This window comes from Burkholderia sp. Ap-955 (genome assembly GCF_011753045.1).
GTDB lineage: Bacteria > Pseudomonadota > Gammaproteobacteria > Burkholderiales > Burkholderiaceae > Burkholderia > Burkholderia lata_D.
This window is the reverse complement of record NZ_VWWH01000013.1, coordinates 80,759-107,233: the sequence shown is the minus strand read 5'-3', so window position 1 is coordinate 107,233 and position 26,475 is coordinate 80,759. Positions and strand designations below refer to the sequence as shown.

Here is a 26,475-nt window from a genome sequence, read left to right as displayed (position 1 = left end):
TCTCCATTGCGCAGGAACGTGGGAGACTTGAATAAGGTTCATGCCATAAGGGAATAAGATGGATTCGCTGCGATCCATGCGCGTGTTCGTCCGCGCCATCGAGCTCGGCAATTTCTCGGCGGTCGCGCGCGAGGAAGGCACCGGCCAGCCGACGATCAGCAAGATCGTCGCCGCGTTCGAGAAGGAACTCGGCGTACGCCTGCTCGAACGCTCGACCACGAGCCTCGCGCCCACCGACGAAGGCCGCCGGTTCTACGATCGCTGCAAGCGCGTGATCGACGAATACGCGAGCGCGGTGGCCGAGGTGCGCGGGCAAACGGTGCGGCCGGTCGGCAAGCTGGTCGTCAATGCGCCGCTGGGGCTGGGCGAGCTGAGGCTGAACGCGCTCGTGCTCGAATTCCTCGCTGCGTGGCCGGAGATCGAGGTCGAGCTCCAATTGACCGACCGCGTGATCGATCTGGTCGAAGAAGGTGTCGATGTCGCCATTCGCCTCGGCCAGCTGCTGCCGCCGGATGCCGTGGCGCGCCACATCGCGTCGTCGCCGCGCCTGCTGGTCGCCACGCCGGCGTACGTGGCGCAGGCACCGAAGCTCCGCCGGCCGGACGACCTCGCGAAGCACGAATATGTCGGCTACGCGCGCGCGGACATCGGCAACGAACTGGCCTTCGCGCGCGGCGACGCGCAGGTCGTCGTGCCGGTGCACGGCCGGTATCGCGTGAACAGCTCGATGGCGCTGCGGGAATGCTTTCTTGCCGGAAACGCGGTGGGCAGCGGGCCCGCGTGGCTCGTTCAGGACCTGATCGACAGCGGGCAGCTCGTCCGGTTGCTGCCGAAGTGGGACATGGTGCCGCCGCATGCGCTGCACCTCGTCTATGCGTCGCGCCGGTATCTGCCGCTCCGGACCCGCACGTTCCTGCAGTTCATGGCGCGGCGGATTCCCGAACTGCCCGGGTTCCATGCGACCCCTGCCCCGACTGCCATCCCGGCCGCGCCCGCGTCGCGGCAGCCCCGCTGACCGACGGTCGCCGCGGCCGCGGCCGGCCCGGACACCGATCCGCCACCGTTTTCCCGATCCGCCGAATCCCCGCTATTGCAGCGGCGCCGGCGGGCCGTTCGGCTAAAATGCCGCACTTTCCACCTTGTCCGGCCCGCTCGCCATGCAACCCGCCTCCCCCGCCCAACCCGCCGCCCACGGCGCCGACGCCGCAGATTCGGCCCGCGACCTCGTCTACGGCCCGAACGACCGGCCGGCGCCGATGGTCGCCTTCGTCGCCGCGCTGCAGCACCTGCTGGCGATCATCGTGCCGATCGTCACGCCCGGCCTGCTGATCTGCCAGGCGCTCGGCGTGTCCAGCCGCGATACGACCCTGATCGTGTCGATGTCGCTGGTAATTTCCGGCATCGCGACCTTCGTCCAGTGCAAGCGCTTCGGCCCGCTCGGCGCCGGCCTGCTGATCGTCCAGGGCACGAGCTTCAACTTCGTCGGCCCGCTGATCGCCGGCGGCAGCCTGATGGTCAAGCAAGGCACGCCGGTCGAAACCGTGATGGCCGCGATCTTCGGCGTCGTGATTGCCGGGTCGTTCGTCGAGATGGGCGTGTCACGCATCCTGCCGTTCGTGAAGCGCCTGATCACGCCGCTCGTCACCGGCATCGTCGTGCTGCTGATCGGCCTCACGCTGATCAAGGTCGGCCTGATCAGCATGGGCGGCGGCTTTGGCGCGATGGCCAAGGGCACCTTCGCGAGCGCGGAGAACCTGACATTGTCCGGTCTCGTACTCGGCACGATCATCCTGCTGAACCGCGTACCGATCGTGTGGGTGCGCAGCACCGCGCTCGTCATCGCGCTCGTGATCGGCTATCTCGCGGCCGCGTTCCTCGGCCGCCTCGACTTCACCGGCATGCACCAGGCCGCGCTGTTCCAGGTTCCGACGCCACTGCACTTCGGCATCGGCTTCTCGTGGTCGCTGTTCGTGCCGATGCTGATCATCTACCTCGTCACGTCGCTCGAAGCGATCGGCGACGTCACGGCCACCAGCAAGATCTCGAACGAGCCGGTCGAAGGCCCGGTGTGGATGCAACGGATCAAGGGCGGCGTGCTCGTGAACGGCGCGAACTCGCTGCTGGCCGGCGTGTTCAACACGTTCCCGAGCTCGGTGTTCGCGCAGAACAACGGTGTGATCCAGATCACCGGCGTCGCCAGCCGCTACGTCGGCATCTGGATCGCGGGAATGCTCGTGGTGCTCGGCCTGTTCCCGGTCGTCGCCGGCGTGCTGCAGGCCGTGCCGGAGCCCGTGCTCGGCGGCGCGGCGATGGTGATGTTCGGCGCGGTGGCTGCATCGGGCATCAACATCCTCGCGGGCGTTCATCTCGATCGTCGCGCACTGCTGATCATCGCGGTGTCGCTCGCGCTCGGCCTCGGCGTGTCGCAAGTGCCGGATATCCTCAACAGCCTGCCGCACGCGCTGAAGAACGTGCTGGAATCGGGCGTGGCAACGGGCGGGATCTGTGCGCTCGTGATGAACTGGTTCCTGCCGGAAAAGAAGTAACGGCGCGACGCTTTACCCGCTCCCACTCAAGCCGCGTTCCCAGTGCATCGGGAGCGCGGTTTTTTTCATGGCGGACGCGTGAATCCCGCCCGCCTTGCCCCGGATCGGCGCGCAACGCGGGCGCCAATCACTCAGTTCATGCGGGCCGCCTGCTCCGTCAATCCGATGAGCCAGCGCAGGCCGCTGTCACCCTGATGCGCGGTCTTCCACAACGCACTGACCTGATGCATCGGCGTATCGAACGGCAATGGACTGATGCGCAAGCCCAGGCTACGGCTCCAGATCCGGGCGATATAGTCGGGCACCGTCACCAGCACCGGATTGTCGCGCGCAATGAAAGGCTGGGTAGCAAAGTGAGGATTGGAAAATATCACGCGCCGTTGCTTGCCCAGCGACTCCAGCCGCTCGTCGATGAATCCACGCAGTTCGCCCTGGAACGAAGTCAGCGCATGCGGATATGCCAGAAACTCGCGCAAGCTCAACGATTCGCCTCGCGGCCGGATCAGCTTCGGGTTGTAGAGGCAGACAAAGCGCCAGTCCAGCAAGACGCGCTGCTGTTGCCATGGCGCGCACTCGTTGAACACCCCCAACGCAATCTCGATCTCGTTTCGTTCAAACATGCTGGAGACGCGGTGGCAGTCGGTGTCCAGGGAGATGAGCTTCACGCCCGGCGCCTCGGCGGCAAGCATTTTCAACAAGGCGGGAAACAACGTGACCGCTATCGCTTCTGAAACACCGATGCGGAAGGTCCGGTTGGCGTTTCGGGCATCGAACGGCTGCCCGGCCCGCATGGTCTCGTGAAGACCGATCAGCAGCGCGTCGATCTGCCGGGAAAGCTCCAGCGCACGTGGGGTCGGCTCCATGCCCGACCGGCCGCGCACGAACAACTCGTCGCCAAACGCCGCCCGTAGTCGTTTCAGCGCCCCGCTCACGGCGGGCTGGCCGAGAAACAACCGCTCCGCCGCACGCGTGACATGGCGCTCCTGCATGAGTGCATGGAAGACGAGCAGCAGATTGAGATCGAATCGACGAAGATCATTCTCAATGATGGAAGTCATCATCGCAAACAATTGGAGTGATAGTCCGTCAAGCATGCATGCTATCTCCGGGCGCTGCAACAACCGCAGCGCAAACATCGGAGAAGGCAATGAACAACGACACGGGCAAGGTGGCGGTACTGGGCGGCTCGTCCGGCATCGGCCTCGCAACCGTCGCGCGACTGGCCGGCGCCGGCTACGACGTGATCGCCACGGGACGCGATGCGGACAAGTTGCAGGCCGCGACGGCATCGATCGACGGATCAGTGCGTATCGAAGCGTTTGACGGGGCACGGCGCGAGCAGTTGGAACGTTTCTTCGCGAGCGCCGGGAGCATCGACCACCTGGTGATCGCATTGAGTGGCGGCGACGGGGCCGGCCCTTTCAGGGAACTCGATCTGGGTATGCTGCGGCGCGGCTTCGACGCGAAATTCTGGCCGCATGTGCAGGCGGCCCAGGCTGCCCTGCCGACCTTGCGCAGCGGGGGCAGCATCACCTTCGTCACCGCCATTTCCGCGCGCGTCGCCAACCCGGGCACCAGCGGCCTGGCCGCGATCAATGCCGCCATCGAGGCGATGGTGCCGGTACTGGCCCGCGAACTGGCGCCGACCCGGGTCAACGCGGTCTCGCCCGGCGTGGTGAAGACGCCGTGGTGGAACGGCCTACCCGACGGCGCCCGGCAAGCCTTCTTCGAGCAGCATGCAAGCGCATTGCCCGTGGGACGCATCGGCGAGCCCGACGATGTCGCGCAGGCCATCGCCTTCCTGATCGGAAATGGCTACACCACGGGCAGCGTCATCGAGTGCGACGGCGGCCTGCATCTCCTGTGATCGGGAAAAGCGGGTGCGGGCGCCGGTGCCGCGACGTCATGAAAGGCACCCCGCCGTACGAACTGATTGAACGACATCCGGATTGCGACCTCCCACGCGACCGCAACCCGGGCACGTGATTCGTTGTTTCGACCACAACCCGAAGGAGAAAACCACCTATGTCCAGGCAACTGTTCATCAACCTGCCGGTTCGGGATCTGCCAAAGGCGACGGCGTTCTACATCGCGCTCGGCGCCAGCATGAATCCGCAGTTCAGTGACGACACGAGTTCCTGCATGGTGTTGTCGGACACGCTCTTCGTCATGCTCATGACGCATGAAAAATGGGCGCGCTTCACGAAGAAGCCGATCGTCGATTCCCGGCGCGAAAGCGAGGTCATGCTCGCGCTAAGCGCCGACGATCGCGAGAGCGTAGACAAGCTGACCGATATTGCGGGCGCGCATGGCGGCAAGGCAGACGTCAACGCCCGGCAGGATCTCGGCTTCATGTACGGTCGCAGCTTCGAAGACCCCGACGGACATATCTGGGAAGTGATGTTCGTCGACATGTCCCGCATCGAGGGATAACGTCGCCCGATTCGAAGCCAAGGGCGAGCCCATGGCGCACTTCATGCCGACGCCCAGCCCCCTGGGCGCGGACGACCGGGCGCCGGCCGGGCACGGATTCGAACCTGCGGAACGCCGCGCCGGCGTGGCCGGACACGCGACGGTGACGATCGATCGTCAAACCACGTCAGACCCGCTTTGCCGATCGATCCGCGATGGTTAGAATTGCTTCATGCCTCAAGCCCCCGCCCCCACCAACGCCCCCGAAGCGAGCGCCGTCCCGGTCAAGGAACGCGCGACCATCGTCTGCTACCGCGGCGAACAAGTCCTGCTCGTTGCCCGCGCAGCGTCGCGCTGGGCCCTTCCCGGCGGCACGATCAAGCGTGGGGAATCGCCGCTCGAAGCCGCGCATCGCGAGTTATCCGAAGAAACCGGCATGACCGGCCAGCATCTCGTCTACTCGATGCAGTTCACCGGCCTCGCCAAGATCCATCACGTGTTCTTCGCGGAAGTCGGCCCGGACCAGACGCCGCAAGCGAACAACGAGATCGAGAAATGCAAGTGGTTTCCGATCGACAACGTCGACGGGTTGCGCGCCAGCATTCCGACGAAGCGGATCGTCGAACTCGTTTACCAACACGAAATCAGCAAGGCGTAGCGCGCGACGGACGAGCGCACTCATGAGCCGGCGGTCGGCTCGGGTCGTTCTTCGTGGATTCGCGACGCGCGAGCGCTCAGTGCGCGCGCTTTCTGCGTAATTCGCGTGTGGAATAGACGACCAGGAAGATGCCCAGCATCGCGGCGCCGGACGCCATGAAGTCGTTCGCACTTCCCGAGCTTTGCAGGGATCTCGGGAAAATGCCGAGACTCAATCCTGCGGCAGCAAGAAGCAATCCTGCAGCCACGCCCCAGATCGGTCCGGCGGTCTTGTCGATTTTATTTTTCATACAGCACCCGTCTACAGTCATTACCTGAACGGTATCGGCAAGGGACGCCGCGTCTACCTTCAGTGATTCGACTATAGCCCGGAAAAAAATCGCAAACTTTTAGTGCTTTTCCCGATCAAGTTTTGGCGATTGCAACCGCTGGCGCTGTCGTGCAATTGCCAGTCGATCGAAGCGCGCCGGGTCGAAAAGATGAAACGGGGTGGCGGAAGGCAGCAGGAGTCGAACCTACCCGGGAGTGTCTGACATTCCCAACTGGATTTGAAGTCCAGCCGTACCACCGGATACGAATGCCTTCCGTGGGGAAAGGAACACCTGGCAGACGGCACATTTACCGACGTTGAAGTAACCGGCCCAGACAGGACGCCTCAGTGATTGAGCCAGCCTGACAAGCCCTCGGAATGGTCCGCTAAGTGCGCAACCCAAGCACGCCGAGGTAAGCATCGAGCGAGCGCTGCACAGACTCGGCCACCAGGCGCGTAATACCGCTGTAGTCGCCGGTTGTGCACGCCTCGTCCAGCGTATCGTAGTAAGCCCGCCGGTCTTCCTTGCGAAGGACCGCGGGCGGATAGCCAGACTTCATCAGTTCGAAATTCAGCAGCAGCCGCCCCGTTCTTCCATTGCCGTCGACAAACGGATGGATGTTCATAAACCGCGTATGCAGTTCGGCAGCCCGTGCCACGGGATGCATTGCTCCCGCCTGCGTATCCCAATCGATGAGCGTGGCCATTTCAGCCGGCAAATGCAGGAAATCCGGGGGCGTCGTGCTTGCGCCTGCGATCACGACGTTCTCCCGGCGATACCTGCCAGCCTCGCCGTCGTCGATCCTCTTCAATACCAGCCCGTGAATATTCCGGATCTGCCGCTCGGACGGCGTCTCCTGCTTGCCGACGATTTCTTCGACATAGAGAATCGCGTCGCGATGATTGGTGGCCTCGAAATGCTCGCGCAGCGACTTTCCGCCGACCGTAATACCTTCGAGTACAACCTTCGTTTCCCGCAGCGTCAGCGTATTGCCTTCGATCGCATTCGAATGGTAAGTCCACTCCAGCATCAGCTTTTCGCGCAAAGACGCCAGCGTGTGCGGCGGAAGCGGACGCGCCGCGTCCAGCTTTGCCTTGTCGGCATCGACGGCTTCCAGCAGAAGCGATATGGACGAATTCATGAAATCACCAAAATCGACCAATGCGCGCCATTTTGCTCCGCGTCGGGAATGGCGAATGGCGGAAGGCAGCAGGAGTCGAACCTACCCGGGAGTGTCTGACACCCCCAACTGGATTTGAAGTCCAGCCGTACCACCGGATACGAATGCCTTCCGTGGGGAAAAGAACCAAAAGAACAACGAGCGCCTACGCCTGAATACCCGCCCAACCGCTGTCAGGCCGCAGGAAGTGAAGATCGCGGTGGAAGCGAGTATACCCAACCCGGTCGAAGAACTCGAGAATCTGGATCGCGCGCTTGCGACCGAGCCCCGTCGCATCGCGGAACGTCGCGGCATCGAGCCCGCCGGCGCGCGACGGCGCAAGATGCGCGACCAGTTCCGCCAGCTCGCGCACCACGTCCGCGTGATAGAACAGGTCGCGCACGACCTGGTGCACGTCGCCGCGCCGCGCGAGCTTGCGCAGCAAGGCGCGCACCGCGTCCTCGGCCGCACCCGTGTCGCGGGCCAGGTCGCGCACCCAGGGCGGATCGAAGCGCCCCGCATGAAGCAGCGGCAGCAGGTACTGCGCCAGCGCCTCTTCACGCGGCTCGAGGTTCACCGAATGCGACGGCAGGTGCAGCCACGGCCCGCTTCGCGCGACTTCGCCGCCCGCCACCAGCGCATCGACGAGCGCGCGCCACAGCGCATCGCCGGCGAGCGGCGCTGACATCCGCCGCAACCGCGCGGCGTCGAGCCCCTGCTCGTCGGGCATACGCTCGTGATACGCGCGCAGCGTATCGATCGCCTGCGTCTGCAGCGCGCGCCAGTTCGCCTGGGCAATCACCGCGCCGTCGTTCGACGCGGCGTCGCGCTGCCCGATCGCCAGCACGTCTTCCGGCAGCGCCAGCGCATTCGGCGCGAAACCCGTCAGATGCGTGAGCATCGCGCGCGGGATGCCGAGCGGCGCCTGCGCGAGCAACGCATCGAGACGCGCTTCGTCGAGCCATTCGGCCAGCGCGTCGAGCCATGCGCGGCGCTGAGGCGTACGACGCTTGCGCGCCGGCCCGAACGGATCGAGCACGCGGCCGCCGCCGACCGTGCGCGTCGCCTGCGGATTGCGGACGATGAACCGGTCGCCCGGCAGCGCAAACACCGGCTCGTCGAATACCAGTTGCACGCGCATCCGCTGGCCGGCCGCGAGCGTATCGCCGTCGAGCAGAGCGACATGCGCAACGCGATGCAGCGTGCCGAGATGCACGTGCAGCGGCGCCCAGTGCGTCAGCGTGAGCCCCGCATCCTCGAACAGCGTCAGGTCGACGTCGAGACGCGGCGACGTCGCGACGAGCCGCGCATCGGCGACGGTGTCGCCTCGCTCGACATCGGCCTTGTCGATCCCGGCCAGATTCAGCGCGCAACGCTCGCCCGCGCGGCCGGCCTCGACCGGCCGGTTCTGCGCATGGATGCTGCGCACGCGCGCCGCGCCGCCCGTGCGCACGATCGCGAGCGTGTCGCCGGTCGCGACGCGGCCCGCGAACGCGGTGCCCGTCACGACGGTGCCTTGCCCCGCGAGCGTGAACACGCGATCGACCGCGAGCCGGAACAGCCCGTCATCGCGGCGGGCGCGCCACGCGATCGCCGCGTCCGCCAGATAACGCTTCAACGCGGCGACGCCGGAATCGTCCGCCGCCGTCGCACGCGTTTCGAAAATCGGCACGCCGGCCAGCGTCGAGTCGTTCAGCCACGTGGCGATCTCGTCGCGCACTTCGGCCACGCGCGCGACGTCGACGCGATCGCACTTCGTCAACGCGACGGCGCCATGCGTGACGCCGAGCAGCTGCAGGATCGCGAGATGCTCGCGCGTCTGCGGCATCACGCCGTCGTCGGCGGCGATCACGAGCAGCGCGAAGTCGATCCCGCATGCGCCGGCCGCCATCGTATGGATCAGCTTCTCATGGCCCGGCACGTCGATCAGGCCGAGCACGTCGCCGTTGTCGAGCGGCGTATACGCGTAACCGAGCTCGATCGAGATGCCGCGCGCCTTCTCTTCCTTCAGGCGATCGGTGTCGACGCCCGTCAGCGCACGCGCCAGCGTCGTCTTGCCGTGGTCGATGTGTCCAGCGGTACCGACGATCATGCAGCAGGCCCCGCGAGCGGCACGCATTGCGCGACGAATACCGCCTCGTCGGCGGCTTCGAGGCAGCGCAGGTCGAGCCGCAGTGCATTGTCGGCGACGCGACCGATCACCGGGCGCGGCCATTCGCGCAGCCGTTTCTCGAGCTGCGCCAGTGCACGGCCGCCGCGCTTGCCGTCCGCCGTGCGTACGACAAGCCCTGCGCTCGGCAACTGGTCGACCGGCAGCGCGCCGCTGCCGATCTGGCTGAACATCGGCTCGACCGTCACGCCGAAACCGCTGCCGAGCGCGGCCTGCAGCACCGGACGCACGCGTTCGGCGGCCTCGGCGATCTCGCGCTGTGGGCGCGTCAGCAGCCGCAGCGTCGTGAGCCGGTCACGCAGGAATTCGGGTGACTGGTAGAGGCGCAGCACCGGCTCGAGCGCCGCAAGCGTCAGCTTGCCGACGCGCAGCGCGCGCTTGAGCGGATGTTTCTTGATCTTCGCGATCAGCGCGCGATCGCCGACGATCAGGCCGGCCTGCGGCCCGCCGAGCAGCTTGTCGCCGCTGAACGTGACAACGTTTGCGCCGGCGGCGACGGTTTCCTGCACGGTCGTCTCGTGCGGCAGGCCCCATTGCGACAGGTCGGCGAGCGTGCCGCTGCCGAGATCGACGGCCACCGGCAGCCCGTGCTCGCGCGCGAGCGGCGCGAGTTCGGCGAGCGTCGCCTCCTTCGTGAAGCCGCTGATCGCGTAGTTGCTGCAGTGCACCTTCATCAGCAGCGCGGTGCGCGGGCCGATCGCCTCCGCGTAGTCGCGCAGATGGGTGCGGTTGGTGGTGCCGACCTCGCGCAGCCTGGCGCCCGCACGGCTCATGATGTCGGGAATGCGGAATGCACCGCCGATCTCGACCAGCTCGCCGCGCGACACGACGACTTCCCGTTTCGTCGCCAGCGCCGACAGCGCCAGCAGCACGGCCGCCGCGTTGTTGTTGACGACGGTCGCGGCTTCCGCGCCCGTCAGTTCGCACAGCAGATCGTCGATCAGGTCGTCGCGATCGCCGCGGCGGCCCGTGGCGAGATCGAATTCGAGGTTGACCGGCCGCGTCAGCACGTCGACCACCGCGCGCACCGCGTCGTCGGGCAACAGTGCGCGCCCGAGGTTCGTGTGCAGCACGGTGCCGGTCAGGTTGAACACGGCGCGCACCGCGCCCGCGCTCTGCGCGGCCAGCGTGCGCGCGACGGCCGCGGCAATGCGCGGCTCGTCGAGCGGCTCGGCCGCCGCCGGATCGTGTTGCGCGGCGGTACGCCAGCGTTCGAGCTCGGCACGCACGGCGTTCAGCACGCGCGTGCGGCCAAAGTCCGCGATGAGCGGTTGCAGCGGCGCCGACGACAGCACGCGCTCGACGGACGGCACGCGCGCCAGCACCGCATTCAGTTCATTCACACCCGGTTCGGTCACGTAGTGGTGGCTCCAGTCTCATGCTTCGCAGCGGGCCGGCGCCGATGCTCGCGCACCGCCCCGGCCCGTGCCGTCAATTCGCGTCCCGCGAAACATCCGGCCACAGCAGCGGGTTCGGTGAACTGCGCTGGTAGCCGGCTTCGTTCATCAGCAGGTCGAGCGTGAGACTCGCGAGATCGTCCGCCAGCGGCTCGAACTCGTAGTCCTTGTCCTGATAGCCGATTTTGCGATAGGTCTTGCACTCGTCGCACGATTCGGCCTTGACGGCTTCGCTGCCGCCCTCGATCCCGTGATACGCGATGCCTTTCGTCGAATCGCAGTGCGAGCACTTCGTGCGCACCATGTGCCACTCGGTCGTGCACAGCCCGCATTGCAGGAAACGGTAGCCCTGGTACTGGCCGCCGACCCGCACGACGCTCGCGACCGGATGCGTGCCGCACACGGGGCACAGGCCCGGCTGGTCGAGATACGGGACGTCGGCCGGCGCCACGCGGCTGGCGAGGTCCGTCCAGACGACCTGCAGCGCGGCCATCAGGAACGGCGCGGTAGCCGGGTCGACTTCGGCGAAACGCAGCGCGAGGATCGCGTCGGCTTGCGCGTCGAGTTCGGCGGGCGCCATCAGGCGCAGCCGGTCGAGCAGCTTCGCGAGTTGCGGGTTGACGAGCCCGGCGCCTTCGACGCGGTCGAGCAGTTCGTACAGCACGGCACGCCAGCGCGGATCGCGCTCGCCGTCGAGCGCCGGCACGAGCGGCATCGAATGCGCCTGCGCACGCGCAATCGCTTCCTTCGACGGCAGCGGCAGTTCGAGCGTCTGCAGCGTCGCGTGCTGCGCATCGGCGACGGTGGCCATCAGCCGCAGGTAGCCGCTGATCGGGTTCAGGTCGGCCAGCTTGCGCAGCCGCGCGGCGCGCGCCGAGAACGCGGTGGCGCGCTCCGGCAGGCGAAAGCGCGGGATGGCCGAATGATCGAGTGCCGAGATCTCGGTCGGTTCGAGAATGCGTTGTGTCACAAATATATCTTCCAAGGGGTCTGTTTGCGCATGGAACGCGCATGCGTTGCCACGAGACGGGCCGCTGGCAAGACGCGCGACGCCGCGAATACTGACGTATTCGCAAGGAGCGCAACGCAGCGAGCGGCCCGTCTCGTGGCAACCCCAAATTTAAAAATATAGTCCACGGGAATGCCCGAAATCGCCCACATGGCGGCGTCGTTCGTCTCTTGTTTGGCTCGGCCAAACGGCGCTCCTCACTCCTTGCCCTGCGAGCGATTTCGGGCATTCGCATGCGCGTTCCATGCGCAAACAGACCCCAAACAAGCGCCGACAGGTCGGCGCTTCAGGCGGTTCCGACGGCTGACGGGGCAACTCGCCTCGATCGGCGAGCCGCCCCGCTCCGGTGCGTCACTTCACGCTTTCACGGAACCACTTCGGGTGATGCTTGCGAGCCCAGCCCAGCGTGACGGTGCCGCGCACCATCGCGCCGATCGAGCCCTTCACCCACAACGCCGCGTAAATGTGCACGATGATGCTCGCGATCAGCACGAAGGCCGCCACGGCATGCACGACAGCGGCCGCGCGGATCACCCCGATCGGGAAGTAGAACGAGAAGTAACGCCGCCAGATCACGACTCCCGACAGCAGGAGCAGCAGCAGGCACGCGACCAACGTAAAGAATAGCAGCTTCTGCCCGGCGTTATAGCGCCCGACTGGCGGCAGCTTGTCTTCCTGGTTGGTCAGCACGTCGCCGATCTGCTTGAGCCACTGCCGATCGTCCGCGTCGAGCGCGTTGTGGTGCCAGAAGCGCACCACCAGGATCGCGAACGACACGAACATCACGAGGCCGACGAACGGATGCAGGATCCGCGTCCACTGGCCGCCGCCGAACAGCGCAGTCAGCCAGAACATCGACGGATGAAACAGCGCGAGCCCGGACAGCGCGAGCAGCACGAACGTGATCGCGGTGATCCAGTGGTTCGTGCGCTCGTTCGGCGTGTAGCGGACGATCAGGTTGGGGTCGTCGTGGTTCATTTCGCGTCCTCCTTGATGCGTCGCGCCTCGTCGCGCGCGGCTTGCTCCTCTTCGTCGCTCACCTCGTTCGGACCGACGCGGACGTAGTGGAAGAACCCGGCGAGCGCGGTCAGCGCGAGGCCGGCCACCGCGAGCGGCTTCGCGATGCCCTTCCACAGCTTCACCATCGGGCTGATCGACGGGTTGTCGGGCAGCCCGTGGTACAGCGACGGCTTGTCCGCGTGGTGCAGCACGTACATCACGTGCGTGCCGCCGACGCCCTGCGGGTCGTACAGCCCCGCATGCTCGAAGCCGCGCTCCTTCAGGTCCTCGATCCGCTCGGCCGCGTGCTGCTTCATGTCCTCCTTGGTGCCGAACACGATCGCGCCCGTCGGGCAGGTCTTCACGCAGGCCGGTTCCTGGCCGACCGCGACGCGGTCGGAACAGAGCGTGCACTTGTACGCGCGATGATCCTTCTTCGAGATCCGCGGAACGTTGAACGGGCAGCCGGTCACGCAATAGCCGCAACCGATGCAGTTCTCCTCGTGGAAATCGACGATCCCGTTGTTGTACTGCACGATCGCGCCCGGCGACGGACACGCCTTCAGGCACCCCGGATCCTCGCAGTGCATGCAGCCGTCCTTGCGGATCAGCCACTCGAGGTCACCGGCCGGGTTCTCGTATTCGGAGAACCGCATCACCGTCCACGAATGCTCGGTCAGGTCGGCCGGGTTGTCGTACACGCCGACGTTGGTGCCGACCTCGTCACGCAGGTCGTTCCACTCCATGCACGCCGTCTGGCATGCCTTGCAGCCGATGCACTTCGATACGTCGATCAGCTTCGCGACGCTCCCGGTCACCGGTTCGCGCACCGTGGGCGGTGGCGTCGTGGTGGCCGAGACGCGCTTGATATCCAGCGATTGCAATGCCATCTCTTTCCCCTTACGCCTTTTCGACCTTCACCAGGAACGACTTGAATTCCGGTGTATAGGAGTTGCCGTCACCCACGGACGGAGTCAGGGTATTGGCGAGATAGCCGGGCTTCGTCAGACCCTTGAAGCCCCAGTGCAACGGGACGCCGACCGTCTGGACCTTCTTGCCGTCGACCGTCAGCGGCTTGATCCGCTTCGTGACGAGGGCGACCGCGATGATGTAGCCGCGCTTGGACGACACCTTCACGCGCTCGCCATGCGCGACGCCGACTTCCTTCGCGAGGTCTTCGCCGATCTCGACGAATTGCTCGGGCTGGATGATCGAGTTCAGCCGCGCATGCTTGGTCCAGTAGTGGAAGTGCTCGGTCAGCCGGTACGTCGTCGCCACGTGCGGGAAATCCGCCACCTTGCCGAACGACGCGCGGTCGTCCGGGAACACGCGGGCAGCCGGGTTGTTCAGCGCCTGCGGGTTGTTCGGGTGCAGCGGGTTCGCGTCGAGCGGCGTCTCGAACGGCTCGTAGTGCTCGGGGAACGGACCTTCGTTCATCCCCGCGCGCGCGAAGAAGCGTGCGACACCTTCCGGGTTCATGATGAACGGCCCCATCCCGTTCTCGGGCGATTCGTCAGCCTTGAAGTCGGGAATGTCGGCCCCCTTCCACGCGCTGCCGTTCCAGCCGATCAGCTTGCGGGTCGGGTCGAACGGCTTGCCGGCGACGTCGCACGACGCGCGGTTGTACAGGATCCGCCGGTTCGCCGGCCACGCCCACGCCCAGTTCAGCGTCTGGCCGATGCCGGTCGGGTCGGAGTTGTCGCGCCGCCCCATCTGGTTGCCGGCCTGCGTCCAGGCACCGCAGAAGATCCAGCAGCCGCTCGCGGTCGTGCCGTCGTCCTTCAACTGTGCGAACGCGGCCAACTGCTCGCCCTTCTTCACGAGCGTCTTGGCCGGATCCTTCGGATCGGGCAGATCGGCGAGCGCCTTCCCGTTGAACTCCATCGCGAGCTCTTCGGGCGTCGGGCTTTCCGGGTTCGCGTACGGCCAGGTCAGGTTGACGATCGGATCCGGGTACTTGCCGCCGTCCGTCTGGTACATCTTGCGCATGCGCAGGAACAGCCCCGACATGATCTCGAGGTCGCTGCGCGCCTCGCCCGGCGGCTCCGCGCCCTTCCAGTGCCATTGCAGCACGCGGCTCGAACTCACGAGCGAGCCGTTTTCCTCCGCAAAGCACGTGGTCGGCAAACGGAACACCTCGGTCTGGATCTTCGACGAATCGACGTCGTTGTAGTCGCCGTGATGCTTCCAGAACTCGGAAGTTTCGGTCGCGAGCGGATCCATGATCACGAGCCACTTCAGCTTCGCGAGGCCGGCCGCCGTCTTCACCTTCGACGGCGACGCCGCAAGCGGGTTGAAGCCCTGGCAGATGTAGCCGTTCATCTTGCCGGCATTCATCAGCTCGATCACCTGCAGCAGGTCGTACTGCTTGTCGAGCTTCGGCAGGTAGTCGTAGCCCCAGTTGTTCTCGGCGGTCGCCGCGTCGCCCCACCAGGACTTCATGAAGCTCACGTGGAAGGCCTTGTAGTTCTTCCAGTAGCTCAACTGGTTCGGCCGCAGCGGCAGCTGCACGCGCTTCTTGATGTAGCCGTCGAAATCCTGCTCGGATTGCATCGGCAGCGTCATGTAGCCCGGCAGCAGGTTCGACATCAGCCCGAGGTCGGTCAACCCCTGGATGTTCGAGTGGCCGCGCAGCGCGTTCATCCCGCCGCCGGCGATACCGATGTTGCCGAGCAGCAACTGCACCATCGCGCCGGTGCGGATCATCTGCGCGCCGATCGAGTGGTGCGTCCAGCCGAGCGCGTACAGGATCGTGCCGGCGCGGCCGGGAACGGCGGTGGTCGCGAGCATCTCGCACACCTTCAGGAACTTCTCCTTCGGCGTGCCGCACGTCTGCTGGACCATGTCCGGCGTATAGCGCGCGTAGTGCTGCTTCAGCAGGTTGTACACGCAACGCGGATGCTGCAGCGTCGGATCGACCTTCACGAAGCCGTCGTCGCCGCGCTCGTAGTCCCAGCTCGATTTGTCCGGGTACGCGTGCTTCTCCGCGTCGTAGCCGGAATAGATGCCGTCGTTGAACGCGAAATCCTCGCGCACGATGAACGAGAAGTCCGTGTAGTTCTTCACGTACTCATGCTGGATCTTGTCGTTCGTCAGCAGATAGTTGATGACGCCGCCCAGGAAGACGATGTCGGTGCCGGTGCGGATCGGCGCGTAGTAGTCGGCCACCGAGGCCGTACGCGTAAAGCGCGGGTCGACGACGATCAGCCGCGCCTTGCGGTGCGCCTTCGCCTCCGTTACCCACTTGAAACCGCACGGATGGGCCTCGGCTGCATTGCCGCCCATCACGAGAATCACGTCCGCGTTCTTGATGTCGACCCAATGGTTCGTCATCGCTCCACGGCCAAACGTCGGGGCAAGACCTGCCACCGTCGGGCCATGTCAGACACGCGCCTGATTGTCGAATGCGAGCATCCCGAGACTGCGGATAGTCTTGTGCGTCAGGTAGCCGACCTCGTTGCTGCCCGCCGACGCCGCCAGCATGCCGGTGGTCAGCCATCGGTTGACCTTCGCACCGTCTTCCGCCGTCTCGACGAAGTTCGCGTCGCGGTCGGCCTTCATCAGCTTCGCGATGCGGTCGAGCGCGTCATTCCACGAAATCGGTTCCCACTTGTCCGAGCCGGGTGCACGATACTCGGGGTGCGTCAGACGGCTCGGGCTGTGGATGAAGTCGATCAGGCTCGCGCCCTTCGGGCACAGCGTGCCGCGATTGACGGGATGGTCGGGATCGCCTTCGATGTGGATGATGCTCGGCTGGGCGTTTTTCGCGCCGTCTCCGAGGCTGTACATCAGGATGCCGCAACCCACTGAGCAGTAAGGACAGGTGTTGCGCGTTTCGACGGTGCGCGCCAGCTTGTACTGTCGGACTTCGGCGAGCGCTTCGGATGGAGAGAAGCCCATCAGGGCTAGACTCGATCCGGCAAGCGACGTTGCCGTCACCTTCAGGAACTGGCGCCGTGACATTTGTAGCATGGCTGGTCTCGGCGTTATTGTGGGGGTGAGGAAACTGAAAGGAATTATAGACAGTTCGCGCAACTATGTTCGAATCTTCGGATCAATACTGAATTGTCTGATTACCCGCGATGATCCGCGTTCCCCGCGCCACCGAAACGTCATGAAACGACAGATCACCTCCGAAGCCACCCGTCTCGCGCAACAACAGGCCAACTGGGCCCTCACCGCGTTCAAGCGCTTCTCGTCCGACCGCTGCTCCGCGATGGCCGCGGGCATCGCCTTTTTCTCCGCGTTCTCGCTCGCGCCGATGCTCGTGATGGTGATTGCCGTGGCCGGCTGGTTCTACGGCGACGATGCCGCGCGCGGCCAGGTGTTCGAACAGGCGCACCAGCTGATCGGCGACGACGCGGCGGCCAGCATCCAGACGATCGTGCAGAACGCGCACCGCGCGGGCGAGCGCGGCGGCCTGGCAACCCTGATCTCGTTCGCCGCGCTCGCGATCGGCGCGTCGGCCACCTTCGCGTCGCTCAGCGCCGCGCTCAGCGTGATCTGGCCGGCCACCGAGAACCGCTGGTCGAGCATGCTCGGGCTCGTGCGCGTGCGGCTGATCTCGTTCGGGCTCGTGCTCGGCGTCGCGTTCCTGCTGATCGTGTCGCTCGTGCTCGACACCGCGATCACGTTCGTCGGCACCTGGCTGCTGGGCGATTCGCCGTACGTGGTCGTCACGAACCTCGTGCAGTTCTTCGTCGGCATCGCGGTGCTCGCGGGCGCGTTCGCGTCGTTGATGAAGTTCCTGCCCGATGCGCGCGTCGCATGGCGCGACGCCGCGATCGGCGGCATCGTGTCCGCGATCCTGTTCTCCGGCGGCAAGAAGCTGTTCGCGCTGTACCTCGCGCGTGCGGGCACCGCAAGTGCATTCGGCGCAGCCGGATCGTTCGCGGTCCTGCTGATGTGGCTGTACTTCTCCGCGATCGTGCTGCTGCTCGGCGCGGAATTCGCGGCAGCCCGCGGCAACGCGCATCGGCAGGCCACGAACCCGTCGCCTGCCACGTCCGGCGACGCAGCTCAACCCACCCAGCCCGGCCGCGCCGACAATCGCCCGCGCGAAGACTGAACGACCTGCCCGGCGCAGAACGCACCGCGCATCGATTCCACGCGCCCCGCACACCCCCTGTCCCTACGCAACCCCGTCGTCGGCCGCTCATTCGCGCGGCGTTGACGCGCGCTTTACACGTCGGCGTAGGCACACCTGCAATCGCAAACGTTTGCACACCCTCGTTTCCTTGCTGCCACGCGCCGAAACAGGGGATTTGCCGCACGGTGCGTCAACTACTGAAACAATCGCGGCGCAGCAAATGTCAACTATTTCAAAAACAGGAACAGTCGTTGATGTGCTTGATATATATGGACTTTTTCCCGCTGTTACCTTTTCGAGACACTTTATTTTTTAAGCTTTCTTGCGTGTATGGCACTGAGCTATTCTCCAATCCGCAACAAATAACGATGAATCACTTGCGTGGAGAATCTCAACGATGAAGAAACTTGCTCTCTCGACCCTCTCGCTCGCCCTGCTGGGCGCCGCTGGTGCCGCACAGGCCCAATCGAGCGTCACGCTGTACGGCGTGATCGACACGTCGATCACCTATGTTCACGGTAACAACGGTCAAGGTAACAACGCGTGGTCGATGGGTAGCGGCAACCTGCAAGGCAGCCGCTTCGGCCTCAAGGGCGCAGAAGACCTCGGTGGCGGCCTGAAGGCGATCTTCCAGTTGGAAAACGGTTTCGACTCGACGTCGGGCGCACTGGGCCAAGGCAAGCGGATGTTCGGTCGCCAGGCCTTCGTCGGCCTGCAAAGCGATCAGTACGGCACGCTGACGCTCGGCCGCCAATATGATCCGATCGTCGACCTGGTCCAGGGCGTGACGGCTGACAACTACTTCGGCAGCGTGTTCGCAACGCCGGGCGACGTCGACAACAACGACAACAGCCTGCGCGTCAGCAACGCAATCAAGTACACGTCGCCGGTGTTCGCTGGCTTCCAGGTCGAAGGCATGTACGCTCTCGGCGGCGTCGCTGGCAAGACGGGCGCTGGCCAAACCTGGTCGGTCGCGGCCGCTTACAACAACGGCCCGGTCGGCGTTGCTGCTGGCTACTTCTACGCGAACAACCCGACGCCGGCAGCCGGCGCGCGCGCAGGCTGGGGTTCGACGACGTCGGACAATATCGTCGACGGTCCGATCAACGCGGGTTACGTGTCGGCGAAGTCGATCGGCATCGCGCAAGTTGCAGGCCAGTACGCATTCGGCCCGGTGACGTTCGGCCTCGGTTACAGCAATGCACAGTACAAGCCGGACGCGTCGTCGGGTTTCGGTTCGACCGAAAAATACAACACGGGCCGCGGGTTCGTGACGTATCAGGTCACGCCGCCGCTGCTGCTGGGCCTCGGCTACTCGTACACGAAGGCGAGCGGCAACACGAACGCCAAGTACCATCAGGTTTCGCTGGGCGGCGACTACTCGCTGTCGAAGCGCACGGACATCTATCTGGTCGGCGCTTACCAGCACGCGAGCGGCACGCAACTCAACGCAGACGGCACGACGTCGGCAGCGCAAGCTTCGGTGGGCTCGTACGGCATCGCCGGCACGAAGTCCCAAGAACTGGTCGCTCTCGGCCTTCGTCACAAGTTCTAAAAACGAAGTATCCGGTGTGCACGGCGTCTCCGACGCCTTGCCGCCGACCTGGAAAGCCAGTCATCGGTTTCGGCCGTGGCTGGCTTTTTTTCGTCTGTCGCCAGCGGGCCGACATGGCCTGCACCGGCCGGCGGCCGATGCCCGGGCACCCGATGCACGTCGGTTGGCCAGCAGCGGCGCCTGGCGGCTGCAATGCGCCTGGAACGCGATTTCCTGACACCAGGTTCACTCGCTGTGCGCGCGCTGCACGACTACCATGCGCACTGTCGGTGCCACGGCTCCGATGCGACGGCCGTTCGCCCCCGCGTGTCGATTTCGACGCTCCTCATCCGTCGTATCGAGGTCGGCACGCGATTTGCGCCCCGACCCATACAGACAGGAGATACGCCATGACGATTCAGAAGATCACGCCTTTCCTCTGGTACGCGGCGGAAGCAGAAGAAGCCGCCGCCTTCTATGCGGGCATCTTTCCGGATTCGCGCATCGTGCGCGTCACGACGGTGCCCGGCACCGACGGCACGCGGATGGTCGAGTTCGAGCTGTTCGGGCAACCGTTCTTCGCGATGAGCCACCCGCGCACCGATACGTTCAACCATGCGATCTCGCTGCTGGTCAGTTGCGCCGACCAGGCGGAACTCGACCGCTACTGGAACGCCCTGCTCGACAACGGCGGCACGGCCGACGCCTGCGGCTGGCTGAGAGACCGCTACGGCGTGTCGTGGCAGATCGTTCCGGAAACGCTGATTCCGATGATGTCCGACCGGGACACGGTCAAGGCCACACGCGTGGCCGCGGCGATGATGCAGATGATCAAGCTCGACGACGCCGCGCTGAAAGCCGCCTACGCGGGTACGGCGGGCTGACGAAGCACGTCGCACGGCGCATGCGCGACGACGCGCCGGGTCGCCGACTGGCTTCCGGCTCGACCGCATGCGCGTGCGACTGCCGCGCCAATGCCGACGATCTTCATCGGCGTCGCCCCCAAGCCGGCCACGTGCGCGGCATCCGCCGCTACGTCGACAGCATCGATTCGACCGTTCGCCGCGCGTAGCCGATGAATGCGGCGAGGGGTTCGCCCGACAGGATCGCCGCATCCTCCTCGCCGCCGAGATAGGCGGCACGCGCCGCCGCGACAACCGGCCGGTAGGCTTCCGGCATGCGTTCCAGCACCCATGTCGCCGCGACGTCCTTCGGCGCGATCCTGCCGGTCGCGGCGCTGTACCAGATGCGCGCGAGCGCGAGCACCACGTTGCACGCGTCGCCGCGCCAGTCCGGTTCGGCATTCCACTGCGCAACCGTCGCCAGCAGCGCGGCGACAAAATCCCGTACGGGCACTTGCTCGAAAAGCGCCGCCGCGGGCGGGCCGGCCAGTACGACACTGTGCTGCCGCACCTTCGTCAACAGGATCGCCAGATCGTGATCGACGAGCGCCGGTTCGACGATGCCGGCCTCGAGGTCGTGACGCAGCCACTCGCCGAACTGCAGTTCGCGCCGCGCCGGGTGACGCCACGGCACGACTTCATCGTACGCGACGACGGTCACTTCCAGTGCACGCACGCCGTCGGCGCGACCGGGCGGCGCCGACACGGCGAGCAGGTCGAGCATCAGTGCGTGCCGCGTCGATTCGTCGGGCCGCGCCGACACCGTCACCAGTACGTCGACGTCGCTGCGCGGCTTCAATCCGCCGTCGAGCGCCGATCCGAACAGGTGGATTGCCTTCAGCGTCGCGCCGAGATGCCGCTCGATCGTGTCGCACGCGGCGGCGACCTGGGCGGCGATTTCGTCGGGAATGGTTTCAGTCACGATGCGTGTGCCTCGCAATGCGCACGCAACCCTCACAGCGAGCACGACGGGCAGCGGCGGATCTGCAAGCGCACAGAGGATTGCCGTTCGTCATCGCGCGTGCGCGGCGCGTCTTCCGTCGTGCGTCACGCGTCGAACCGTACCTTCCGCCATGTCGCTGCGTGGCTGCCGCGCGATTTGCGCAGCGCAATAAAAATCCCCGCACGCTTTCGCGTACGGGGATCGTCGGACATCGCAACGGCTGCCGACATGCATTCGCATTCGGCAACCGCTGCGCGGCATTACGCCGCCGCGTCCTTCAGCTTCTTCAGCGCACGTGCCTTCACGCGCACGCTGGCCGGCTTCGCCGGGAACCAACGCTCTTCGCCCGTGAACGGATCCTTGCCGAAGCGCTTCTTCTTCGCCGGCACGACTTGCGCCGTGATCTTCAGCAGACCCGGCAGCGTGAACTCGCCCGCGCCCTTCTTGTGGACCGAGCCCAGCACGACGTTCTCGAGTGCGACGAGCACTGCCTTGACAGCCTTCACTTCGACAGCTGCGCGCTCAGCGATGTGCGTTGCGAGCGATGCCTTCGTGAACTTGTCCTTCAGCGGCGTCGGAGCGGCCGGTGCCGCCTTCGCGACAACCTTCTTGGCCACTACTTTCTTCGCGGGCGCAGCCTTTTTGGCAGCCACTTTCTTGGTGGCGGGTGCGGCAGCCTTCTTGGCCACCTTTTTTGCGGAAGTCGCCATGTTTCTCCTACCAGGTGTGGTCGTTGGATACACGAAGCGTGCAACGCGCGCGCTTCAACGCCGGATTCTACAAGCGCCGTGACGCTTCGTGCAGTACTTTTATGCGTTTTCGCGGGGTTTCCCGCAGGTTTTTTTGCGTGTGACCGATTTCATCGACGCTCCAGCATCAAAAAACGCCTTCACGTAGGCACCCGAATGCGAATTACGTTCGATATTTGCGCACCTATACTGGGCTCGCTCAATGCCCGGATGCCTCCATGCGCGAAGCCAGATACGTCAAAGGACTCGACGGCCTGCGAGCCCTCGCCGTCATCCTCGTTTTCCTGTCCCACAAGGGCCACGTCCTTGCCGTCGACGTCGGCAAGCTTGGCGTGTGGACGTTTTTCCTCATCAGCGGATTCCTGATCGTCGGCGAGCTGCATCGCAACCGCCAGGCGGTCGAGCGCGGCACCATGACGCGCCGCCATGCGCTCGCGCTGTTCCTCGCGAAGCGCGCGCTGCGGATCTTTCCCGTGTATTACCTGCTGCTCGCCGCGCTCGCGATCGCGCACGCGCTGTTCTACCAGCGCGGCGTCAATCTCGGGCTCGCGTGGCACGCGGTGTTCCTGTCGAATTACTGGATCGGTGCCGTCAAGGACGGCTGGCCGGGCTCCACGTCGCACTTCTGGAGCCTCGCGGTTGAACAGCAGTTCTATCTGATCGCACCGCTCGCGTTGCTCGCGGTGCCCGCCGCGCGACACGTCGCGCTCGGCATCGCGGCCATCGTACTGTGCGCGCTCGCACATCTCGCGCTCTACCGGTACGACGCGTCGCCGGTGCTGATCTATGCGTTTTCCCCGTGGAATTTCGCGCTGATCGCGCTCGGCGGCGTCGGCGCGATGGCGCTCGCCGACCGCGGTGCGGCCGCCGTGCGCCGCGTGCCGCCCGGCTGGCTCGGCGCGGCCGGCGTTGCGTTCTTCCTCGTGCTGCCTGCATGCACGACCTTGCCCGACACGATCGCGGGGCTCGCGGATCTCGGCCTGTCCGCGTCGCTCGGCGCGCTGCTGCTGTGGATCGTCAGCGAACCCGAGCATCCGGTCGTGGCGCTGCTCGACTGGGCGCCGCTCGCCTATCTCGGCACGATCAGCTACGGCTTCTACCTGTTCCACAACCTGATTCCGGCGCGTTTCGGCGTGCTGCCCGCGCACGTCGCGCACGTGGCCATCCCTGAAATCGTCCGCGACACGCTACCCGAACTGCTGCAGTTCGCGCTCGCCGTGCTGCTCGCGCACCTGTCCTGGCGCTATCTCGAAAAGCGGCTGCTCGATTTCAAGAAGCCGGTCGCCGCGATGCTGGCCCGGCGTTTCGTCGCGCGGCCGACCCCGTCGGCGCGTTGAACGCGGCACGGACGCGGCAACGGTTGAACTGAAAACCGCGATTCCGGCCACGCCCGGAAGCCGACGCGCGGCGAGCGAGCCGTTGCGTCATCGACCGGCGCCGGCCGATCCGATGCGGTCACGAACGTCGATGTGCGTCGCGCAACCGAACCGCCGCCCCCGTCATCAGGGCCCTCGCCGCGGCACCGGTTTCAGCCGTGACGTCCGTCCTCGCAGGAGCGCCCCGCTCCGCACGCAGCGCCGACCCTGAAGCCGGTCCGCCACGACATACACGCCGACGGCGCGCACGCCGACCGTGCACTGGCGCCCCCACACACGCAAAAAAGCCCCGGCGCGCGAGCGGCCGGGGCCAACGGAACAACCACCACCTGAAACAACGGAGCGCGCGACTGCTTAGGCGACAGCAGCCAGCGCGGGCAAGCAGGTACGCAGGTAGGCCTCGAATTCGCGGCTCACTTCCGGATGCTGGAGCGCGAGCTCGACGGTGGCCTTGAGATAGCCGATCTTGCTGCCGCAGTCGAAGCGCGTGCCGTAGTAGCGATACGCGAGCACCTGCTCGTTCGCGAGCAGCGACTGGACGGCATCGGTCAGCTGCAGCTCGCCGCCGGCACCCGGCTTGAGCTTGCGCAGGTGATCGAAGATCGTCGGCATGAATACGTAGCGGCCGACCACGCCGAGATTCGACGGCGCATCTTCCGGCGCCGGCTTCTCGATGATGCCCGACAGCTTGATGATGTCCTCTTCCCATTCGCGGCCTTCGACGACGCCGTACGAGCGGCTGTCCTCGCGCGGGATCGTCTCGACCCCGATCACCGAGCTGTGATAGTGGTCGAACACGTCGACGAGCTGCTTGAGCACCGGCTGTTCGCCGTGCAGCAGGTCGTCGGCGAGAATCACCGCGAACGGCTCGCCGTGCACCAGCTTCTCCGCGCACAGCACCGCGTGGCCGAGGCCGAGCGCTTCCGGCTGGCGCACGTAGAAGCAGTTCACATGGCTCGGCTTGATGCCGCGCACCAGTTCGAGCAGCTTTTCCTTGCCGCGCGCCTCGAGTTCGGCCTCGATCTCGTACGACTTGTCGAAATGATCCTCGATCGCGCGCTTGCTGCGCCCGGTGACGAAGATCATCTCGGTGATACCTGCGTTGATCGCTTCCTCGACCGCGTACTGGATCAGCGGCTTGTCGACGACGGGCAACATTTCCTTCGGGCTCGCCTTCGTTGCCGGGAGGAACCGCGTGCCGAGACCGGCAACGGGGAACACGGCCTTGGTGACTTTCAACATGTTCGCATCCTGATTGCGTTGACTGCGCCGCGTCGACCAGCGACCCGGCGCGATTGTGTTCCGAACGGCATATCGAGAATCGACGGTACTGCCAATTCGACTCCGCTCATTTTCGATATGGACTGATTGCCCAATGATTCCAAAAAAAATATAATCGTTTCAACCCGGTCGATATTGCCGAACCGAGTGCCGGGGCAGAAACAAATTACCGATTTTCCGGATACAAATTCTTACGATTCGAATTCCTCGATATAGGGCACGCCGCCCCGTTCGAGACCCGGGCGAATCGGTTCGTTCTTCAGCGCCTCACGGTACGCCGACAGCACGGCCATGACCAGCAGTACTGCAGCGCTCGCGATCCAATGCATGTCCATCTTGCCGCTCCTTGCATCAATCAACTGGAGCTTCAAACTATCAGAAAAAAATCGGTAAATAATTGACCCGCCTCGCGGAACCGCTTTCCGAGCGCGATAAAACCATGATGTGGAATTCCGATATTTCCCGGCGAGATTTTTTTATTCATTGATCGAATTCTTGCGCATTACGATTGGATGAAACTTCCCGTCCATCCGTCGCAAGGAATCGAATCGCATGCAAGCTTTCAGCGGATCGTCTCTGACCGCGCCGCCCGTCGCCGATCACAAGGAACACGTGATCGACGCGATGCGCGGCTTCGCGGCGCTGCTCGTCGCCTATTTCCACTGCCGCCAGGTCGTCTGGGTCGGCATGCAAAGCTTCCATCAGGCTTACGGCCATGCGCTCACCCCGAGCGCGATCGCCGGCTACCTGACCTTCCCGTTCGCGTGGGGCTCCGCCGGCGTGCCGATCTTCTTCGTGATCAGCGGCTACTGCATCCACCGCAACGCGGCGCTCAAGCTCGCGGCCGATCCCGCGTACCGGCTCGACGCGCCGAACTTCTGGGTGCGCCGGTTCGCGCGCATCTACCCGGTGCTGCTGGCCGCGCTGCTGTTTACGCTCGCACTCGACTCGGTCAGCCTGCAGATCGAGCCCGTCAGCCACAAGATCCGCGACGTCGGCCTCGTCGCGTTCCTCGTGAACCTGTTCTCGCTGCAGGGCGTCGCCGGCTACACGTACGGGTCGAACGGCGCGCTGTGGACGCTGTCGCTCGAAGTGCAGTTCTACGCGATCTACCCGCTGCTGTTCGCGATCCGCCGGCGCATCGGCATGCCGGCTGTCGTGGCCGCGGTCGCGCTCGTCAACGTCGCGTCGGCGTGGCTGCTCGAACGGCACGACCTGCAGTTCTTCACGTCGTACTGGCTGTCCTGGACGATCGGCGCGTGGATCGCCGACGTGCGCGCGCAGCCGGCACGCGGCGCGGCCGCCGTGCCGTCGCGCGCGTGGTACGGTGCGGCCGCCGTGCTGCTGGCCGCCGGCTGCGGCGCGTTCCATTTCGGCCAGTACGGCGCATTCCAGCTGTGGTCGGCCGGCTTCGCGTGCTTCCTGTACCGCGCGCTCGCCCGTCCGCCACGCCCGACGCCGCCGCTGCGCGTGCTGAGCTGGTTCGGCGACTTCAGCTACTCGCTGTACCTGATCCACCTGCCGCTGTTCGTCTGCCTCGGCTCGGTGCTGTTCCATTCCGAGCTGCAGCTGTCGATCTGGCCTTCGTTCGCGTTCATGGCCGCCGCGATCCCGGTCGCGTATGTGTTCTACCGGATGTTCGAACGGCCCGCGATGACGTGGTCGGCCAGCTTCAAGCCGGCTCGCCCTGCCCGGGTCGTTTCGGCGGCACCCGAACGGGCCGTCTGACCCGGCCGGAACGCTTTCCCGAGCCCTCGCGCGGCGGTACGCTGCGCGGGGGCTTTTTCATGGCCTGAGCGCGCCGGCAAGCCGGGTTGGCGGGATGGGGTAGCCCTCCGGCGTGCGACGGCGCCACGACCCGCACAGGCCGTCTCCGACCGATTTTCTCCACGCAAGCTGCCTGGGTGTCGCCTTCTCGGGTCGCCCCCATGCGCCGCCGTC

At 65.4% G+C, this 26,475-nt stretch carries 23 protein-coding genes and 2 tRNA genes; 10 read left to right on the top strand and 15 right to left on the bottom strand.

Annotated features, from left to right (window positions below):
- Window positions 1-58 precede the first annotated feature (58 nt).
- Window positions 59-1,015 (top strand): LysR family transcriptional regulator, encoded by a 957-nt coding sequence (locus F3J15_RS10605; protein WP_166890549.1) that lies wholly within the window; start codon window positions 59-61, stop codon window positions 1,013-1,015.
- Between the two features lie 142 nt (window positions 1,016-1,157).
- On the top strand, window positions 1,158-2,546 hold the full coding sequence (locus tag F3J15_RS10600) for a nucleobase:cation symporter-2 family protein (protein WP_069251178.1): 1,389 nt from the start codon (window positions 1,158-1,160) through the stop codon (window positions 2,544-2,546).
- A 131-nt stretch (window positions 2,547-2,677) separates the two neighbouring features.
- Here the strand turns inward: F3J15_RS10600 and F3J15_RS10595 are convergent, their stop codons facing one another.
- Complete coding sequence (locus F3J15_RS10595) at window positions 2,678-3,640, bottom strand: LysR family transcriptional regulator (protein ID WP_240159061.1); 963 nt, start codon at window positions 3,638-3,640, stop codon at window positions 2,678-2,680.
- Window positions 3,641-3,693: 53 nt separating this feature from the next.
- Between F3J15_RS10595 and F3J15_RS10590 the strand changes: the two genes are divergently transcribed.
- From F3J15_RS10590 to F3J15_RS10580, 3 genes are all read left to right on the top strand, one after another.
- On the top strand, window positions 3,694-4,413 hold the full coding sequence (locus F3J15_RS10590; RefSeq protein ID WP_166890546.1) for an SDR family oxidoreductase: 720 nt from the start codon (window positions 3,694-3,696) through the stop codon (window positions 4,411-4,413).
- Window positions 4,414-4,571: 158 nt separating this feature from the next.
- A complete protein-coding gene (locus F3J15_RS10585) occupies window positions 4,572-4,979 on the top strand; it encodes a VOC family protein (RefSeq protein WP_166890543.1) in 408 nt (135 codons plus the stop codon).
- A gap of 211 nt (window positions 4,980-5,190) precedes the next feature.
- On the top strand, window positions 5,191-5,616 hold the full coding sequence (locus F3J15_RS10580) for an NUDIX hydrolase (RefSeq protein ID WP_089447414.1): 426 nt from the start codon (window positions 5,191-5,193) through the stop codon (window positions 5,614-5,616).
- A 76-nt stretch (window positions 5,617-5,692) separates the two neighbouring features.
- Here F3J15_RS10580 and F3J15_RS10575 read toward each other — a convergent pair whose 3' ends face one another.
- The 10 genes from F3J15_RS10575 to fdnG all read right to left on the bottom strand — a co-directional run bounded on the left by F3J15_RS10575 (window position 5,693) and on the right by fdnG (window position 16,632).
- Window positions 5,693-5,905, bottom strand: coding sequence for a hypothetical protein (locus tag F3J15_RS10575; RefSeq protein ID WP_166890540.1), 213 nt, complete (start codon window positions 5,903-5,905; stop codon window positions 5,693-5,695).
- Between the two features lie 200 nt (window positions 5,906-6,105).
- Window positions 6,106-6,201 (bottom strand) — tRNA-Sec (locus F3J15_RS10570).
- A 110-nt stretch (window positions 6,202-6,311) separates the two neighbouring features.
- Complete coding sequence (locus F3J15_RS10565; protein ID WP_166890537.1) at window positions 6,312-7,067, bottom strand: Fic family protein; 756 nt, start codon at window positions 7,065-7,067, stop codon at window positions 6,312-6,314.
- 56 nt (window positions 7,068-7,123) lie between these two features.
- A tRNA-Sec gene (locus tag F3J15_RS10560) sits at window positions 7,124-7,219 on the bottom strand.
- 32 nt (window positions 7,220-7,251) lie between these two features.
- Window positions 7,252-9,177 (bottom strand): selenocysteine-specific translation elongation factor, encoded by a 1,926-nt coding sequence (gene selB, locus F3J15_RS10555; RefSeq protein ID WP_166890534.1) that lies wholly within the window; start codon window positions 9,175-9,177, stop codon window positions 7,252-7,254.
- Complete coding sequence (gene selA / locus F3J15_RS10550; protein ID WP_069251175.1) at window positions 9,174-10,613, bottom strand: L-seryl-tRNA(Sec) selenium transferase; 1,440 nt, start codon at window positions 10,611-10,613, stop codon at window positions 9,174-9,176. The genes selB and selA overlap by 4 nt, the downstream gene beginning before the upstream one ends.
- 73 nt (window positions 10,614-10,686) lie before the next feature.
- The gene (gene fdhE, locus F3J15_RS10545) at window positions 10,687-11,622 is read right to left on the bottom strand and encodes a formate dehydrogenase accessory protein FdhE (protein ID WP_174945113.1); all 936 of its coding nucleotides are present in this window, start codon (window positions 11,620-11,622) and stop codon (window positions 10,687-10,689) included.
- A gap of 390 nt (window positions 11,623-12,012) precedes the next feature.
- Window positions 12,013-12,639, bottom strand: a complete 627-nt coding sequence (locus F3J15_RS10540) for a formate dehydrogenase subunit gamma (protein WP_021162866.1) — start codon at window positions 12,637-12,639, stop codon at window positions 12,013-12,015.
- A complete protein-coding gene (fdxH, locus tag F3J15_RS10535) occupies window positions 12,636-13,550 on the bottom strand; it encodes a formate dehydrogenase subunit beta (RefSeq protein WP_166890531.1) in 915 nt (304 codons plus the stop codon). The genes F3J15_RS10540 and fdxH overlap by 4 nt, the downstream gene beginning before the upstream one ends.
- A 10-nt stretch (window positions 13,551-13,560) precedes the next feature.
- Window positions 13,561-16,632: a formate dehydrogenase-N subunit alpha gene (gene fdnG / locus F3J15_RS10530; protein ID WP_166890528.1), complete on the bottom strand. Its 3,072-nt coding sequence runs from the start codon at window positions 16,630-16,632 to the stop codon at window positions 13,561-13,563.
- A gap of 142 nt (window positions 16,633-16,774) precedes the next feature.
- On the opposite strand from fdnG, the gene F3J15_RS10525 reads away from it, so the two are divergent.
- From F3J15_RS10525 to F3J15_RS10515, 3 genes are all read left to right on the top strand, one after another.
- Window positions 16,775-17,728 carry a YihY/virulence factor BrkB family protein gene (locus F3J15_RS10525; RefSeq protein ID WP_166890525.1) on the top strand — a complete coding sequence of 318 codons (954 nt, stop codon included), beginning with the start codon at window positions 16,775-16,777 and terminating at the stop codon, window positions 17,726-17,728.
- A 418-nt stretch (window positions 17,729-18,146) separates the two neighbouring features.
- Window positions 18,147-19,304, top strand: coding sequence for a porin (locus tag F3J15_RS10520; RefSeq protein WP_166890522.1), 1,158 nt, complete (start codon window positions 18,147-18,149; stop codon window positions 19,302-19,304).
- A gap of 389 nt (window positions 19,305-19,693) precedes the next feature.
- Window positions 19,694-20,167, top strand: coding sequence for a VOC family protein (locus F3J15_RS10515; protein WP_089447405.1), 474 nt, complete (start codon window positions 19,694-19,696; stop codon window positions 20,165-20,167).
- Between the two features lie 148 nt (window positions 20,168-20,315).
- On the opposite strand, the gene F3J15_RS10510 is transcribed toward F3J15_RS10515, so the two are convergent.
- The gene (locus F3J15_RS10510) at window positions 20,316-21,107 is read right to left on the bottom strand and encodes an AadA family aminoglycoside 3''-O-nucleotidyltransferase (protein WP_166890519.1); all 792 of its coding nucleotides are present in this window, start codon (window positions 21,105-21,107) and stop codon (window positions 20,316-20,318) included.
- A gap of 281 nt (window positions 21,108-21,388) precedes the next feature.
- Complete coding sequence (locus tag F3J15_RS10505; RefSeq protein WP_011355701.1) at window positions 21,389-21,838, bottom strand: HU family DNA-binding protein; 450 nt, start codon at window positions 21,836-21,838, stop codon at window positions 21,389-21,391.
- Between the two features lie 257 nt (window positions 21,839-22,095).
- Between F3J15_RS10505 and F3J15_RS10500 the strand changes: the two genes are divergently transcribed.
- Entirely contained in the window at window positions 22,096-23,214 is a 1,119-nt protein-coding gene (locus F3J15_RS10500) for an acyltransferase (RefSeq protein WP_166890515.1), read from the top strand.
- A gap of 393 nt (window positions 23,215-23,607) precedes the next feature.
- Here the strand turns inward: F3J15_RS10500 and galU are convergent, their stop codons facing one another.
- Window positions 23,608-24,495 carry a UTP--glucose-1-phosphate uridylyltransferase GalU gene (gene galU / locus F3J15_RS10495; RefSeq protein WP_011548079.1) on the bottom strand — a complete coding sequence of 296 codons (888 nt, stop codon included), beginning with the start codon at window positions 24,493-24,495 and terminating at the stop codon, window positions 23,608-23,610.
- Window positions 24,496-24,725: 230 nt separating this feature from the next.
- Window positions 24,726-24,869 carry a hypothetical protein gene (locus F3J15_RS10490; protein WP_006479318.1) on the bottom strand — a complete coding sequence of 48 codons (144 nt, stop codon included), beginning with the start codon at window positions 24,867-24,869 and terminating at the stop codon, window positions 24,726-24,728.
- Window positions 24,870-25,086: 217 nt separating this feature from the next.
- On the opposite strand from F3J15_RS10490, the gene F3J15_RS10485 reads away from it, so the two are divergent.
- Complete coding sequence (locus F3J15_RS10485; RefSeq protein ID WP_166890513.1) at window positions 25,087-26,262, top strand: acyltransferase; 1,176 nt, start codon at window positions 25,087-25,089, stop codon at window positions 26,260-26,262.
- Window positions 26,263-26,475: the final 213 nt, after the last annotated feature.